Origin of the sequence: Pseudomonas sp. MWU12-2319, assembly GCF_023242525.1 — a bacterium.
Classification (GTDB): Bacteria; Pseudomonadota; Gammaproteobacteria; order Pseudomonadales; family Pseudomonadaceae; genus Aquipseudomonas; species Aquipseudomonas gingeri_D.
This window is the reverse complement of the sequence record NZ_JALJES010000020.1, coordinates 47,655-63,399: the sequence shown is the minus strand read 5'-3', so window position 1 is coordinate 63,399 and position 15,745 is coordinate 47,655. Positions and strand designations below refer to the sequence as shown.

Here is a 15,745-nt window from a genome sequence, read left to right as displayed (position 1 = left end):
GAAAGGCGCCCGCGTAGAACCGGTCGCCTTTTTTGCTGACTCCTTTGCTTTTGATGGAAATTGAGATGACCGACCAGACCACCCGCCTGCCGATCCGCCGTGCCTTGATCAGTGTTTCCGACAAGACCGGGATCCTCGAATTCGCCAAGGAACTGGAAGCCCTGGGCGTGGAGATCCTCTCCACCGGCGGGACCTTCAAGCTGCTGCGGGACAACGGCGTAGCCGCAGTGGAAGTCGCGGATTACACCGGTTTCGCGGAAATGATGGACGGCCGGGTGAAAACCCTGCACCCGAAAATCCACGGCGGTATCCTCGGTCGTCGCGGCATCGACGACGCCATCATGAACGAGCACGGCATCAAGCCGATCGACCTGGTGGCCGTCAACCTCTACCCGTTCGAAGCCACCATCAACAAACCTGGCTGTGACCTGCCGACCGCCATCGAAAACATCGATATCGGCGGCCCGACCATGGTCCGCTCGGCGGCCAAGAACCACAAGGACGTGGCCATCGTGGTCAACGCCAGCGACTACTCCCAGGTCCTGGAAAGCCTCAAGGCCGGTGGACTGACCTACGCCCAGCGTTTCGACCTGATGCTCAAGGCGTTCGAACACACCGCCGCCTACGACGGCATGATCGCCAACTACATGGGCACCGTGAACCAGGCCGCCGAGACCCTGAGCACAGAAGGCCGCAGCGAATTCCCGCGGACCTTCAACAGCCAGTTCATCAAGGCCCAGGAAATGCGCTACGGCGAGAACCCGCACCAGAGCGCGGCGTTCTACGTGGAAGCCAAGCCCGCCGAAGTCGGCATCGCCACCGCCACCCAGCTGCAAGGCAAGGAACTCTCCTACAACAACGTGGCCGATACCGATGCCGCGCTGGAGTGCGTGAAGAGCTTCGTCAAGCCGGCCTGCGTTATCGTCAAGCACGCCAACCCGTGCGGCGTGGCGGTCAGCCCGGACGCCGAAGGCGGTATTCGCCAGGCCTACGAACTGGCCTACGCCACCGACACTGAATCGGCCTTCGGCGGCATCATCGCCTTCAACCGCGAACTGGATGCCGAAACCGCCAAGGCCATCGTCGAGCGTCAGTTCGTCGAAGTGATCATCGCCCCCTCCGTGAGCGAAGAAGCCCGCGCCATTGTGGCCGCCAAGGTCAATGTGCGCCTGCTGGTCTGCGGCCAGTGGGACGCCAACCGCGCCCCGGCCTGGGACTACAAGCGCGTCAACGGTGGCCTGCTGGTGCAGAGCCGCGATATCGGCATGATCGGCAGCGACGACCTGAAAGTCGTGACCCAGCGCGCACCGACCGAGCAAGAGATCCACGACCTGATCTTCGCCTGGAAAGTCGCCAAGTACGTCAAGTCCAACGCTATCGTCTACGCCAAGAACCGCCAGACCATCGGTGTCGGCGCCGGCCAGATGAGCCGCGTCAACTCCGCTCGTATTGCTGCAATCAAGGCCGAGCATGCTGGCCTGCAGGTACAGGGCTCGGTCATGGCTTCGGACGCGTTCTTCCCGTTCCGCGACGGTCTCGACAATGCGGCCAAGGCCGGTGTCACCGCGGTGATCCAGCCGGGCGGCTCGATGCGTGACAATGAAGTGATTGCTGCCGCTGATGAAGCCGGTATCGCGATGGTGTTCACCGGCATGCGCCACTTCCGTCACTAAAGACAAGTGTGTAAACGCCGCTCACCTGTAGGAGCAGGGCTTGCCCGCGAAGCCTTTGGCGACCTCAAGGTCCCCTTCGCGAGCAAGCTCTGCTCCTACAGAACGGCGGCGTCGCAGTTCTCCCAGAATTCAGCGTCATCGAGGTTTTTGAAATGAATGTTTTGATCATCGGCAGCGGTGGCCGTGAACACGCCCTGGCCTGGAAAGTGGCGCAGGACCCGCGTGTCGAGAAAGTCTTCGTTGCCCCGGGCAACGCCGGCACCGCCATCGAGGCCAAGTGCGAGAACGTCGCCATCGACGTCCTGGCCCTTGAGCAGTTGGCGGACTTTGCCGAGAAAAACGTTTCCCTGACCATCGTCGGTCCGGAAGTGCCGCTGGTGGCCGGCGTGGTCGACCTGTTCCGTGCCCGTGGCCTGGACTGCTTCGGCCCGACCGCCGGTGCCGCCCAGCTCGAAGGTTCCAAGGCTTTCACCAAGGACTTCCTGGCGCGCCACAAGATCCCTACCGCCGACTACCAGAACTTCACCGAGATCGAGCCGGCCCTGGCCTATCTGCGTGAAAAAGGCGCACCGATCGTGATCAAGGCCGACGGCCTGGCCGCCGGCAAAGGCGTGATCGTCGCCATGACCCTGGGTGAAGCCGAAGATGCCGTACGCGACATGCTCGCCGGCAATGCTTTCGGTGAAGCCGGTTCGCGGGTGGTCATCGAGGAGTTCCTCGACGGCGAAGAAGCCAGCTTCATTGTCATGGTCGACGGCAAGAACGTCCTGCCCATGGCCACCAGCCAGGACCACAAGCGCGTCGGCGACGGCGACAGCGGCCCGAACACCGGCGGTATGGGCGCTTACTCGCCGGCGCCAGTGGTCACCGCCGAAGTGCACCAGCGGGTCATGGACCAGGTGATCTGGCCCACCGTGCGCGGCATGGCGGCCGAAGGCAACGTCTACACTGGCTTCCTGTATGCAGGGCTGATGATCGACCAGGCCGGCAACCCGAAAGTCATCGAGTTCAACTGCCGCTTCGGCGACCCGGAAACCCAACCGGTGATGCTGCGCCTGCAATCGAGCCTGATCCTGCTGATCGAAGCCGCACTGGCCCAGGCCCTGGACAAGATCGAAGCACAATGGGACCCGCGTCCGAGCCTGGGCATCGTCCTCGCGGCCGGCGGTTACCCTGGCGATTACGCCAAGGGCGCAGTGATCAACGGCCTGGATGCGGCCGCGGGCCTGGAAGGCAAAGTCTTTCACGCCGGTACCGCACTGAAGGACGGCCAGGTAGTAACCTCCGGCGGTCGGGTGCTCTGCGCCACCGCCCTGGGCAACAGCGTTGACGCCGCACAGCAGCAAGCTTACAAGCTCGCAGCTAAGATTGATTGGGACGGCTGCTTCTACCGTAGCGACATCGGCTATCGTGCAATTGCACGCGAACGCGCAGACTCAAAGGAATAAGCTATCCGAAGGGATAGGCAAGGGCCGTCAGCCCTTGCCGAACTATTCCAGCCCTGCGCATAGTTATCACCGGGCATCAACCTACGAAGGGATTTCGCCGTGCGCTGGCTCAGGATCGCCATAGGTTTCACTGTCAGCTTGCTGACCCTGCTCTGCCTTGCTCCGGCCCAGGCCTCGCAAGGCATTGGCTGGGCGTCATTGCTTGACGACCAGGCCGACCTGCAATTGAGCGATATCCGCTCTTCACGCTTCACCAACCAATTCAGTCCGGTCGAGCTCGAACGCTTGACCGCCGCCCAGCCCGAGGGTGCCTTGTGGCTGCGCTTTCGCCTGCAACCGGGCAGTCATGAACAAGTCCTGCGGGTCTTCGCCCCCGACCTGGCGCGCCTCGACCTCTATACCCTCGACGGCGACAACCTGATCGCCCAGGTGCGCACCGGCAACGACCTGCCCCAGGCCGAACGCCCGCTACCCAGCAGTGACTTCATGCTGCCACTGGTGCAAAGCACCCGACCGCTGGATATCTATCTCCGGCTGGTCTCCAAGCACGAGCTTCGCCCGCACATCACCCTGGAGCCGGCTATCGCGGTCGCCGCCGACCAGAACCAGTCACTGCTCTATGGCCTGCTGTTCGGCTGCCTGACGATGCTGATCCTGCACAACCTGATCCGCTTCGCCTATACCCGTTCGCGCAGCAGCCTGTGGCTGGCGGCCTGCGAAGGCTTCCTGCTGCTCAGCGCGCTGTTCCTGCTGAACCTGATCGGTCCCTGGATGCCTGACTGGCATGGCGCGCAGACCCCCGCCTCCTATGTGGCGCTGCTGCTGACCGCGCCCTGCGGGCTGATGTTCACCTACTCGTTCTTTTCCCAGCTGGGCCCGCACCCACTGAACAAGCTGCTGCTGGGCGATATCCTGGTCATCAGCCTCGGCGGCCTGCTGCTGTTGTTCGTCGACACCCTGCCCCTGAACATCATGACCTACGGCCTGGTGGGCCTGGCGAGCCTGAGCATCCTGCTGGTGTCCGCCTATCACTGGCAGAAGGGCTACCGTCCGGCGCGGCTGTTCGTGGTGGCCATGGTGATCTTCAACATCGGCACGCTGGTGATCCTGCCCGCGCTGCTGGGGCTGACCCTGGTGGCACCGCAAGGCCTGATCATCGCGCTGCTGGTGTTTATCTGCATCAGCGGCCTGCTGATGAGCGTGGCCCTGGGCGAACGCCGTCGCAGCATCACCGAAAACCAGTTCAGCCTCAGTCGCGACCTGGCCGCGAGCAACGCGGAAATCGCCGCCAAGGCCGAGTTCCTGGCGAAGATCAGCCACGAGATCCGTACGCCGATGAACGGCGTGCTGGGCATGACCGAACTGCTCCTCGGCACGCCGTTGTCGGTCAAGCAGCGCGACTATGTGCAGACCATCCACAGCGCCGGCAACGAGCTGCTGACCCTGATCAACGAGATCCTCGACATCTCCAAGCTGGAGTCCGGGCAGATCGAACTGGATGATGTGCAGTTCGACCTCAATGCCCTGATCGATGACTGCCTGAGTATTTTCCGGGCCCGGGCCGAGCAGCAGAATGTCGAGCTGATCAGCTTTATCCAACCGCAAGTGCCGCGGGTGATCAGCGGTGACCCGACGCGCCTGCGCCAGACCCTGCTCAGCCTGCTGGAACACGCCCTGAAGAAAACCGACGAAGGCGAGATCCTGATTGTCGTCGCCCTCGACGAACGCAGCGGCCAGCCGCGCCTGCGCATCGCGGTCCAGGACAGCGGCGTGCCGATGGGCGACGAAGAACGCGACGCCCTGCTCCACGCCGAACTGCAGAGCAAGAACTTCCTCGCCGCCACCCGCCTGGGGGGCAACCTCGGATTGGTGATCGCCCGCCAGCTGGTGCAACTGATGCAAGGCGAATTCGGCATCAAGAGCGGCACCCACCAGGGCAGCACCCTGTGGCTGACCCTGCCGCTGGACCCGCTGCACCTGGAGAACCCGACCTCCGACCTCGACGGTCCGCTGCGCGGTGCGCGGGTCCTGGTGGTCGACGACAACGACACCTGCCGCAAGGTGCTGGTGCAGCAATGCAGCGCCTGGGGCCTGAATGTCAGTGCCGTGCCGTCGGGCAAGGAAGCCCTGGCGCTGCTGCGGACCAAGGCCCACCTGCGCGACTACTTCGACGCGGTGCTGCTGGACCAGAACATGCCCGGCATGACCGGCATGCAGCTGGCGGCGAAGATCAAGGAAGACCCGAGCCTGAACCACGACATCCTGCTGATCATGCTCACCGGCATCAGCAACGCGCCGAGCAAGATCATCGCGCGCAATGCCGGGGTCAAGCGCATCCTCGCCAAACCGGTGGCCGGCTACACCCTCAAGACCACCCTGGCCGACGAACTGGCCCAACGCGACAAAGGGCCAGGACACGGGCACGGGCCGGCACCGACGCCAACAGCAAGTCCCGAGCCGGTGGAACCGATCACCGTACCGAGCGACTTCCGTATCCTGGTGGCCGAGGACAACAGCATTTCCACCAAAGTGATCCGCGGCATGCTCGGCAAGCTCAACCTCAAGCCCGACACCGCGAGCAACGGCGAAGAGGCCCTGCGGGCGATGAAAGCCCAGCGCTATGACCTGGTGCTGATGGACTGCGAGATGCCGATCCTCGACGGTTTTTCCGCCACCCAGCAGCTACGTGCCTGGGAAGTCGGCAACCAGCGGGTACGCACCCCGGTGGTGGCACTGACCGCGCACATTCTCACCGAACACAAGGAACGCGCGCGCCAGGCCGGGATGGACGGGCATATGGCCAAGCCGGTGGAACTGTCGCAGTTGCGTGAGCTGGTGGAGCACTGGGTGGCCGAACGCGCGCAGCAGCAGGCCCAGGTTCCGACGCCCTGACATCGGGACAGAAAACCGCCCCGTGAGAATCCGCCCGGCCCGTTCCCGGACAAAGCCGACAGCGTACGCAACCCCTGATAGACTGCCGTCGCCCTCCTCCGTTGCGAGCCCACGCCATGCTCCACGTGTTATTCAGCGTTTACCTGAAGATGCTGGTGCTCTACAGCCCGTTCTTCGTCCTGTCCTGCTTTATCAGCCTGACCCGTGGTTATTCCAGCAGGGAGCGGCGACGCCTGGCCTGGAAGGTCGCGTTGGCGACGCTGGTGTCCAGCGTGCTGTTGTATCTGTTCGGAAGGGTGATCTTCAGCGTGTTCGGCATCACCGTGGATGCCTTCCGCATCGGCGCGGGCAGCGTGCTGTTTATTTCGGCGCTGGGCATGGCCCAGGGTAAATCGGCGGTGCAGACCGATAACCTGCAGCAGGACGTGACTATCGTCCCGCTGACCATCCCCCTGACCGTCGGCCCCGGCACCATCGGTGCCCTGCTGGTCATGGGGGTCAGCCAGCCGCACTGGGACGACAAGCTCTCGGCCATCGTCAGCATTGCGCTGGCGAGCCTGACCGTCGGCGTGGTGCTGTACCTGTCCCACCGGATCGAACGTATCCTCGGCGACCAGGGCCTGCAGATCGTCAGCCGCCTGATGGGTCTGTTCGTCTGCGCCCTGGCGGCGCAGATCATCTTTACCGGGGTGCGTGGGTATCTGGTGCCTTGAAGTCAGCGCTCGGTGCGGTTGCTCTTGAGCCCCTGGAGCAATCCCTCGCTTTCCAGAGCAGCGACGACGCTTTGCTCCTCGACGGCGTAGACCCCTCGTGCCGCGCGCCACACCAGCTTCTTCTCCTGCAACGCCACAAGCGCCTGTTGTACGCCGGTGATTTCGGCTTTCGCCACATCAGGAGCAATGCCGGCCGCCAGCAGTGCAACATCGTAAAGCGCCATGGTCTGGCTCTCGAAGGGGGCGTAATCCGACCCCGCAGCCGCCATCACCCGTAACACCGCGGATTGAATCGGTGTGAGGCTATGCACCACTCGCATCAATTCCTGATTCATACCCTGTGCCTGAATGAGCACTTCCTCGGCAAAGCGCGCCGGCCCGTCCTCATCGCTCAGATCGAACTCGTACTGTAAAACCCCTGCCGCCGCCGCGAGGACCTCGGGACGGCTCGAGGCCTGCCTGAACAATTCAAGAACCGACTTGGGCTCCAGAGCGAAGGGCAAAGCCACATTGGCACAGAACCACTCAATGTAATCAGCGCCCAATGGTGGGAACTTGATCAGGGGCGCGCCGAAGAATGCCTGGTCCTTGCTGTTGCGCAGCATCGCCAGCTTGTCACTGTTGGACCCGGTACAAACCACCCGTAAACCAAAGTGCCGGCTACTGTTGAGCTCGTCGCGGGCGGCCTTGAGGGCAAACATCGTCGCAACGCCCGCCTCGGTGGTGATCGCGTGCTGGGCTTCATCGATGATCAGCACAATCATCTTCCGAGTTTCATCCGAGAGTGCCGCCAGCGCGGCACTCAAGGAAATATCCTTGCCCAGGCCGATACGATCAAGGTCGAACGACAACCCGCCGACCTTGAGCTTGTCCATTCCGGCCCCCTTGGCCAGGCGCTGGATAACCCCTTCATTTTTTGCCAGCTCGCCGCGAATGGCGCTCAGGATGACGGTGCCCGGATCGGCCGACATGTTTTCCCAGAGGTCGGCGTATACCACCAGGGTCCCTGCCGCCTCCAGCGCCGGGCGCAAGTCTTCACGCATGAAGGTGGACTTGCCGGTTCGACGTGGCGCGGCAAAAAACAGACCGGAGCTGGCGGCGCTGCCAACAGCCGTGCTGAGGATATTTTTGGTGTATGCCTGGGCCTGACCCGCGCGGTGGAAAAACGGCTGATGGGAGGACATGACAGGCTCCTTTATAGTCAATTATAGATGATTATAGTCAATTATAGATGATTATAGAAAAGCCGTTTTACAGCCAATTACATACGATTATAGAGAATTATAGACGCCGTCCTTTTTGAGCCCGCAGCCCCTCAAGACCGTGGCTTTTCACCGTACCAGCGCGGGGTGTAGACCCATTCGCCACCCTCGGCACGGGGAAAGACACAGGTGGTGGACGAACCGATGATGACCATGGTGCGCATGTCCACCTGGTCCGGCGTCAGCTCACCCAATGTGGTCACCCGCAAGGTCTGTCCCGGCCGACCGATATCCCGTCCCAGCACCACCGGCGTCTGCGCCGTGCGGTGCCCGGCGACGATCTCCAGGGCCCGGCCCAACTGCCAGGGCCGCGAGCGCGAGATCGGGTTGTAGAAGGCCAGGGCCAGATCGGCCCGGGCCGCCAGGTCGAGGCGCGTCTCGATGATGCTCCAGGGCTTGAGGTTGTCCGAGAGCGACATCACACAGAAATCATGCCCCAGCGGCGCACCGGCCTGGGCCGCCGTCGCCAGCGAGGCGGAAACCCCCGGCAGGATTTCCAGATCGACGCTGTGCCAGCGCGGGTCAGTGGACTCATGCAGGGCTTCGAGCACCGCCGCCGCCATGGCGAACACGCCTGGATCACCGGATGACACCACCACCACCGAACGCCCCTCGGCCGCCAGTTCAAAGGCGTGTCGGGCACGCTGCATCTCTTCGCGGTTATCGGTGCAATGCAACACCTGATCCGCACGGAACGGACCGGCCATGCGCACGTAGGTTTCATAACCCAGCACGTCGTTGGCCTTGGCCAGTTCGGCCTTCACCGCCGGCACCATCAGTTCGGCGGCACCGGGACCGAGGCCGATCACCGCCAGCCGCCCGCGAGGACGACCGATGCGCTCAGGCTCCAGTGGCTGACTGGCGACCGCGATCGCCAAGCCCTCACCGACAGAGATCGGCGGCAGCAACTGCGGTATCGCCTGTTGCGCCATTTCAGCGACAGAACCGGTCGAGGCGACAAACCGCAACGGCACGCCCAACTCGACAGCCGCTTCTCGCAACGCGGGATTGGCCATCTCGCTGTCCGCCGCCAACAGGCAGGCCAGCGACTGGCGGGCGATGTTTGCGCCGTGCAAGGCATCGCGCACTGCTCTGGCCAGTTCCGGCACACGGGCGGCAACTGCCACCAGCACGCTACGCGGATAAATCAGCAACTCATTGGCCGCCGGCGCACGCTCGGCGCTGCCGACATGAATCGACAGGCGCGCCTGATGGTCTTCCGGCAAATGCGCCTGCGCCAACCAGGGTGCCGCGCCTTCGATGCGCACGCTTTCACCGGCCAGCAGGTCCGAGACAAAACGCTTGCCCAGTTCCAGGTCGCCCAGGGCATAACCGCTCGGCGGGTTCAGCAGGCAGGTGCCGAAACGCAGCTCGCCGCTGGTGGTGATGGCCGCCGCCACGCCGAGGCCGGCGGCCATTTCCCGGGCCATGACATTCACCCCGCCCAGTCCGCCCAGCAGCGGCACCACGGCGCTGCCGTCCTCGGCCACCGCCAGCACCGGCGGTTCGGCACCTTTCTCCAAGAGCACCGGGGCCAGCGTGCGAATCACGATACCGGCCGCGCACAGGGCAATGATCGGGGTGTCCTGCTGATAGAGCTGGCGCAGCGTCGCGCCAAACTCCTGATACAGCCGATCCGCGCCGTCGACCCGCTCCGCCAGCCCGTAGACCAGCGCATCCGGATAGATCTGTTGCAGCCGCCGCGCCGTTGCCAGGCTGCCATTGCCGAGGATGACAATGGCCGGTTGCGCGCGGCTCATCCCTGCCACCGTTCGCCGGGCACGATAATCAGCGAGAAGTATGGCGAGGACATCGGCTCGACCTTATCGAGCGGGACGATTTTCTGGTTGGCCATGGTCGCGCGCTCCACATAGAGCGCCCGGTCGGCCAGGCCCAACTCTTCCAGCACCTGGCGAACCTTGGGGAAGTTGCGCCCCAGTTTCATGATCACCGCCGCATCGGCGTCGGCCAGGCGGCGCTTGAGTTCGTCATGGGGCAGCACACCGGACAATACCGACAGGCTCTGGTTGCGGTACACCAGCGGCACGCCGAGCACCGAGGCGCCGCCGAGCATCGAGCACACGCCGGGAATCACTTCGGTCTCATAACGCTCGGCCAGGCGGTCGTGCAGGTACATGTAGGAACCGTAGAAGAACGGATCGCCTTCGCAGATCACCGCCACATCGCGACCGGCATCCAGGTGCGCGGCCACTTCCAGGCTGGCTTCGTCGTAGAAGTCGCTGATCACCTGCTCATAGGACAGGGGCGCGGGCAGTGCCTCGGTGGTCACCGGGTAGACCAGCGGCAGCAGGCCCTGGGCCTCCTGCAGGTGCGCCTCGATAATACCGAACGCGTTGCCTTTCTTGCCCTTGGCGACGAAGTACGCCACCACCGGCGACTCGCGCAGCAGGCGCAGGGCCTTGACCGTAATCAGTTCCGGGTCACCGGGGCCCACGCCGAGGCCGATCAGACGTCCAGGCTGCTGCATCATTCAATCTCCGTAGCGAGGGCATTCACGGCGGCGGCGGCCATGGCGCTGCCACCGAGCCGACCCTGCATGATCACGAACGGCACGCCGCGGCTGTCGGCCGCGAGCATCGCCTTGGATTCGGCGGCACCGACAAAACCCACCGGAAAACCGAGGATCAACGCCGGTTTCGGCGCGCCGGCATCGAGCATTTCCAACAGGTAGAACAGCGCCGTCGGTGCATTGCCGATCACCACCACGCTGCCTTCCAGATGGGGCCGCCACAACTCCAGTGCCGCCGCCGAACGGGTATTGCCCAGCTCCTGGGCCAACTCGGGCACGCGCTCGTCACGCAGGGTGCAGATCACCGGGTTGTTGGCCGGCAGGCGCGCACGGGTCACGCCCTCGCTGACCATCCGCGCATCGCAGAGAATCGCCGCGCCGGCCGCCAGGGCCTCGCGCCCGGCCTTGCCAGCACCTGGGGAAAACTGCAGGCCGTCGATGGCATCGACCATGCCGCAGGCGTGGATCACCCGCACGGCGAGCTTTTCCAGATCCGCAGGAATCCGTGCCAGGTTGGCTTCCGCGCGAATGATCGCGAAGGAGTTGCGATAGATCTCCTGACCGTCGCGGATGTAATCAATCATCGGTGTTGCTCCGTGAGCGGGCTGCCAGCAGGGCGCCCGCCGCATCAATAGTAAGGTGGCGGGCGTGCAGCCGGCCGAAGCCCGGGTGCGCGACATCGCGGAAATAGAGGTCGTAATGGCCGGACGCAACCGCCAGCAAGGTGGCGGGCGCGACATGGGCCGCCGCGCAGGATCGCGTACAGCCGGAAAGGTGCACGCCCTGGGGCTGGTCTTGCAGGTGCTGCGCCAGGCGGCGGGCGTCGGCCTTGGTGTCGGCCAGGCCCTTGCCGCAACCGGCCAAGCCGGTGCAGGCGATCAGTTGCGCCAGGGCGTCGGCGGCGTCGCATAACAGGCCGAGGTGTTGCAGCCGGGTGGTAACGGTGAGCGCATCTTCGGCACGGATATTGGGCAGCAACAGGCTCTGCCAGGGTGTCAGGCGCAGGCTGCCATCGCCGAACTCACTGGCCAGTCGGGCCACGCCGTCGAGCATCGCAGCGTCGAGTCGGCCCAGGGGCGTCGCAGCCCCCACGTACACACGCCCCGGCTGGCGCTGTGGATAAGTGCCGATATGCAGCAGACCGGGAGAGGCTGGTCGGTGCCAGGACGGGACTGCCGCCGGTTCGTAGCCAAGGCGCAGGGTCAACCGAGCAAGAAACTCAGCGGGCACGACTTCAGCCAGCAGATGGCGCATGCGTGTCTGTTCGGGACGGGCCAGATCGAGGAACAGCTCCAGCACCGCCACCACCAGCGAATGCCCTTCGGCCAGGGGCACGGCGGCCAGGGGCAGGTCATCGGCCGGACAGCCGGCCAGGCCGAATGCCAGGTATGGCTGATCGTCCAGCAGCAACGCCGACAGCCACAGGTCATGGGAATGCTCCAGCATCGCCAGGGCTTCGCCGCCATCCAGTTGCAGCGCGAACTTGGCCGACAGCTCATGAAAGCGTGGATGAGTCTGCAAGCTCGCCAGGATCTGCTCGGCCAGGGGCCGGGTATCGATCAATAACTGACGGTCGATACCCGCGCCCGGACTGAGCATCAGGTTGCGTACATCATCGCCCGCGGGCGTGGTCGGTCCGAGGCCTGCGGCCAACAATTCGTCGATCAACGCTGCCTGCTGCTCGCCGATACCGCGAATCTGCAGGTTGGCCCGGTTGGTCGCCTCGATCACGCCACCGGCATAACGTGCGGCCCCCCGGGCCACGGCCTGGGCCTGGGCGCTGCCGATCACCCCGCCGGCCAGCTTGATCCGGCAGATACCGCCGTCCAGCGCCGGGACGATGCGCAGCAACCCCGGACAGGCCGAGGGGCGAATAGCAGTGGCGGGCGGGCGTTGGTTCAAGGGGCAACCGGCAGTAAAGGAAAGGTATAGGCTGTTATCGAAGAGCATTTCGCCCTCGAAGGCACGGTATTATGCCTGCTTTGTCCGATGGCATGAAAAGCCTGCCCGTCGGAACCGCTGTGTTTTGAGGATTTTAGATGGTGCCTTGGCTGACAATCGTGGGAATCGGTGAAGACGGCTTCAGTGGCCTGGGTCAGCAGGCCCAGGCAGCTCTGTCGGCAGCTTCGCGGGTATTCGGCGGCCAACGGCAGCTTGACCTGCTGCCGGACTCCGTCCGCGCCGAGCGTCTGGACTGGCCGAGCCCGTTTTCCCTGGAGCCCGTGCTGGCCCTGCGCGGTGAGCCGACCTGCGTGCTGGCCAGTGGCGACCCGATGCTGTTCGGCGTCGGTGCCAGTCTGGCGCGGCGAGTGACCACCGAGGAAATGCAGGTGCTGTCCGCGCCGTCCTCCTGTTCACTGGCCGCTGCCCGACTGGGTTGGGCCTTGCAGGATGTGGTGACGCTCTCGGTGGTCGCCCGTCCGCTGGCGGCTCTGAATGCCCATCTGCACAGCGGTGTGCGTCTGCTGGTGCTGAGCAATGACGGCCTGAGTCCCGCCGCGATTGCCGCGCAGTTGCGCGAACGGGGTTTCGGTCCGAGCCGGATCAGCGTTCTGGAACACCTCGGTGGCCCGGTGGAACGGCGGATCGACGGACTGGCCGATGACTGGAGCGACCCGCCGGTGGCTGACCTGAACCTGGTGGCCATCGAATGCCTGGCCGCTCCAGGCACGCCACGTCTGTCGCGTATCGGCGGGCTGCCGGACAGCGCCTTCGAGCATGATGGACAACTGACCAAACGCGATGTCCGCGCCATCACCCTGGCCCGCCTTGCCCCGGTGCCCGGTGAACTGTTGTGGGATGTCGGCGCGGGCAGCGGCTCCATCGGTATCGAATGGATGCGCGCCCACCCCAGTTGCCGGGCCATCGCCATCGAGGCCGATACCGGGCGCCAACACTTGATCGAGCGCAACCGGGACAGCCTCGGTGTGCCAGGCCTGCAATTGATTCGCGGCAGTGCGCCCGAGGCCCTGGAAGGACTGGAGCCGCCGGATGCGATCTTTATCGGTGGCGGCGTTACCCGTCCCGGTGTCCTGGACAGTTGCTGGGCGCAGCTCAAGCCGGGAGGCCGGCTGGTGGCGAATGCCGTGACCCTGCAAAGTGAAATGCTGCTGATGAACTGGCGCCAGGTCCATGGCGGCGAACTGACCCGCATTCACATCGCCCAGGCCCAACCGCTGGGGGATTTCGACACCTGGCGCCAGGCCTTGCCGATCACCTTGCTCGACGTGGTCAAGCCTTGAACCCCTCAGACACTGTAGGAGCGAGCTTGCTCGCGATGGGCGTCAACGATAACGCGGGGAGCCTGATACCCAGCGGTGCCTGGACTACCATCGCGAGCAAGCTCGCTCCTACAAAGAGCAATCGTCATGCGCGATGAAACCGCCGAACAGCCCGCCCCTCTGCGCAGCGGCCTGACCACCGGCAGCTGCGCCACCGCCACCGCCCTGGCGGCGGCACGCCTGCTGCTCAGCGGCATCAGCTGCGATGCGGTGCAGATCACCCTGCCCAAGGGCAAGCGTGTGGATATGCGCCTGGAGTTCTGTCGCCGCCATGACGACGGCGCCGAGGCCGGCACTATCAAGGATGCCGGCGACGACCCGGATGTCACCCATGGCGCCCTGCTCTACTCGCAAGTGAGGCTGATCGCCGAACCCGGCGTACGTTTTCATGCCGGAAAAGGCGTCGGCACCGTCACCCGCCCCGGCCTGGTCCTGGCCGTCGGCGAACCGGCGATCAATCCGGTGCCGCGCCGAATGATCACTGACCACCTGCTACAACTGGCCGCTGAACTGGACTACACCGGCGGCTTCTCGGTCACCGTCAATGTCCGCGACGGCGAGGCCCTGGCGCTGAAAACCATGAACCCGCGCCTGGGGATTCTCGGCGGGCTGTCGATCCTCGGCACCAGCGGTATCGTCCGGCCGTTTTCCTGCGCGGCCTATATCGCCTCGATCCATCAGGGCATCGATGTCGCCAAGACCAACGGCTACCTGCATATCGCCGCCTGCACCGGCAACGCCAGCGAAGACACCATGCGCCGCGTCTACAACCTGCCGGAAATCGCCCTGATCGAAATGGGCGACTTCGTCGGCGCCGTGCTCAAGCATCTGCGCAAGGTCCCGGTGGACAAACTGAGCCTGTGCGGCGGCTTCGGCAAGATCAGCAAGCTGGCGGCCGGGCATATGGACCTGCACAGCCGGCATTCGAGCATCGACCTGCCGCAACTGGCCGAATGGGCGGCCGAGGTCGGCGCCGACCAGGCCTTGCAGGACGCGATTGTCCAGGCCAATACCAGCCAGCAGGCACTGGCCATGGCCAGCGCGGCGGGCGTCGCCCTGGGTGATGCGGTCTGCCGGCGCGCCCGCGACTTCGCCCGCAGCGTGGTCCCCAGGCAAGTGCAAGTGGAAGTCTTCGCCATCGACCGCCAGGGCGGTGTCGTTGGTCATGCCGGAGTGCAGTTATGAAACGCCTGTTGCTGCTTGGCGGCGTCACCGAGGCGCTGGCGATTGCCCGGACCTTGGGCCCCGAGCATATCTACAGCCTGGCGGGAGTCGGGCGGGTACCGACGGACTTGCAGTGCCAGGTCCGGGTCGGCGGTTATGGCGGCGCCGAGGGCCTGGCGCAATTTATTCAGGAAGAAGGCATCGACCTGCTACTGGATGCCACCCATCCCTACGCCGCGCAAATCAGCAGCAACGCCGCCACGGCCGCGCGCTTGAGCGGTATTCCCTGCTGGGCGCTACGGCGTCCGGCCTGGGTTGCGGAACCTGGCGACGACTGGCGCGAAGTGGCCGACTGGGCCGCACTGGTCGAAGCCCTCAAGCCCTTCCAGCGCCCGCTGTTCACCCTCGGCCGCGAGCCGCTGCAACATCTGGAAGAAATTCCCTCCGGGCAATTCTGGACCTTGCGTGCCCTCGACGAGTACCCCGGCAATGCCCGCTGCGAAGTGATCGGCGCACGCGGCCCGTTCCTGCTGGAAGACGAGCGCGCCCTGTTCGAACGCCGCGCCATCGACGTGCTGATCAGCAAGAACAGCGGCAGCAGCGCGACCGAACCCAAGCTGCAGGTGGCCCGGGAACTCGGAATTCCGGTGCTGATTCTCCAGCGACCGGCATTGCCGCCGGTGGAGCGGGAGTTCCAGACGCTTGGTGAAACACTCGCGGCGTTGGCAAGCACTGCTCAATAGATCACGATCATCAGCTTGCAAATATAGTAACCTTTAGGT

General features: G+C 64.6%; 12 protein-coding genes. 7 read left to right on the top strand and 5 right to left on the bottom strand.

What is annotated here, in order from left to right; translation table 11 throughout:
• Positions 1–65 precede the first annotated feature (65 nt).
• From purH to M5C01_RS26915, 4 genes are all read left to right on the top strand, one after another.
• Positions 66–1,673 (top strand): bifunctional phosphoribosylaminoimidazolecarboxamide formyltransferase/IMP cyclohydrolase, encoded by a 1,608-nt coding sequence (gene purH, locus M5C01_RS26930; protein WP_103497792.1) that lies wholly within the window; start codon positions 66–68, stop codon positions 1,671–1,673.
• Between the two features lie 152 nt (positions 1,674–1,825).
• Positions 1,826–3,121, top strand: coding sequence for a phosphoribosylamine--glycine ligase (gene purD / locus M5C01_RS26925; protein ID WP_103497794.1), 1,296 nt, complete (start codon positions 1,826–1,828; stop codon positions 3,119–3,121).
• A 99-nt stretch (positions 3,122–3,220) separates the two neighbouring features.
• Complete coding sequence (locus M5C01_RS26920) at positions 3,221–6,013, top strand: hybrid sensor histidine kinase/response regulator (protein ID WP_178129980.1); 2,793 nt, start codon at positions 3,221–3,223, stop codon at positions 6,011–6,013.
• Between the two features lie 116 nt (positions 6,014–6,129).
• Positions 6,130–6,726: a MarC family protein gene (locus tag M5C01_RS26915; protein WP_152741591.1), complete on the top strand. Its 597-nt coding sequence runs from the start codon at positions 6,130–6,132 to the stop codon at positions 6,724–6,726.
• Positions 6,727–6,728: 2 nt separating this feature from the next.
• Here M5C01_RS26915 and M5C01_RS26910 read toward each other — a convergent pair whose 3' ends face one another.
• From M5C01_RS26910 to cobG, 5 genes are all read right to left on the bottom strand, one after another.
• Positions 6,729–7,910 (bottom strand): ATP-binding protein, encoded by a 1,182-nt coding sequence (locus M5C01_RS26910; protein ID WP_152741589.1) that lies wholly within the window; start codon positions 7,908–7,910, stop codon positions 6,729–6,731.
• A gap of 131 nt (positions 7,911–8,041) precedes the next feature.
• A complete protein-coding gene (cobJ, locus tag M5C01_RS26905; RefSeq protein ID WP_152741587.1) occupies positions 8,042–9,748 on the bottom strand; it encodes a precorrin-3B C(17)-methyltransferase in 1,707 nt (568 codons plus the stop codon).
• Positions 9,745–10,476, bottom strand: coding sequence for a precorrin-2 C(20)-methyltransferase (locus tag M5C01_RS26900; protein WP_100944275.1), 732 nt, complete (start codon positions 10,474–10,476; stop codon positions 9,745–9,747). Before M5C01_RS26900 ends, cobJ begins: the two co-directional genes overlap by 4 nt.
• A complete protein-coding gene (locus M5C01_RS26895; RefSeq protein ID WP_100944274.1) occupies positions 10,476–11,102 on the bottom strand; it encodes a precorrin-8X methylmutase in 627 nt (208 codons plus the stop codon). Before M5C01_RS26895 ends, M5C01_RS26900 begins: the two co-directional genes overlap by 1 nt.
• Positions 11,095–12,420 (bottom strand): precorrin-3B synthase, encoded by a 1,326-nt coding sequence (cobG, locus tag M5C01_RS26890; protein ID WP_248764418.1) that lies wholly within the window; start codon positions 12,418–12,420, stop codon positions 11,095–11,097. Before cobG ends, M5C01_RS26895 begins: the two co-directional genes overlap by 8 nt.
• Positions 12,421–12,557: 137 nt before the next feature.
• Here cobG and cbiE point away from each other — a divergent pair, with 137 nt between their 5' ends.
• The 3 genes from cbiE to M5C01_RS26875 all read left to right on the top strand — a co-directional run bounded on the left by cbiE (position 12,558) and on the right by M5C01_RS26875 (position 15,706).
• Positions 12,558–13,760: a precorrin-6y C5,15-methyltransferase (decarboxylating) subunit CbiE gene (cbiE, locus tag M5C01_RS26885; RefSeq protein ID WP_152741584.1), complete on the top strand. Its 1,203-nt coding sequence runs from the start codon at positions 12,558–12,560 to the stop codon at positions 13,758–13,760.
• A 126-nt stretch (positions 13,761–13,886) separates the two neighbouring features.
• The gene (locus M5C01_RS26880) at positions 13,887–14,984 is read left to right on the top strand and encodes a cobalt-precorrin-5B (C(1))-methyltransferase (protein ID WP_152741582.1); all 1,098 of its coding nucleotides are present in this window, start codon (positions 13,887–13,889) and stop codon (positions 14,982–14,984) included.
• Positions 14,981–15,706, top strand: a complete 726-nt coding sequence (locus M5C01_RS26875) for a cobalt-precorrin-6A reductase (RefSeq protein WP_152741580.1) — start codon at positions 14,981–14,983, stop codon at positions 15,704–15,706. The genes M5C01_RS26880 and M5C01_RS26875 overlap by 4 nt, the downstream gene beginning before the upstream one ends.
• Positions 15,707–15,745: the final 39 nt, after the last annotated feature.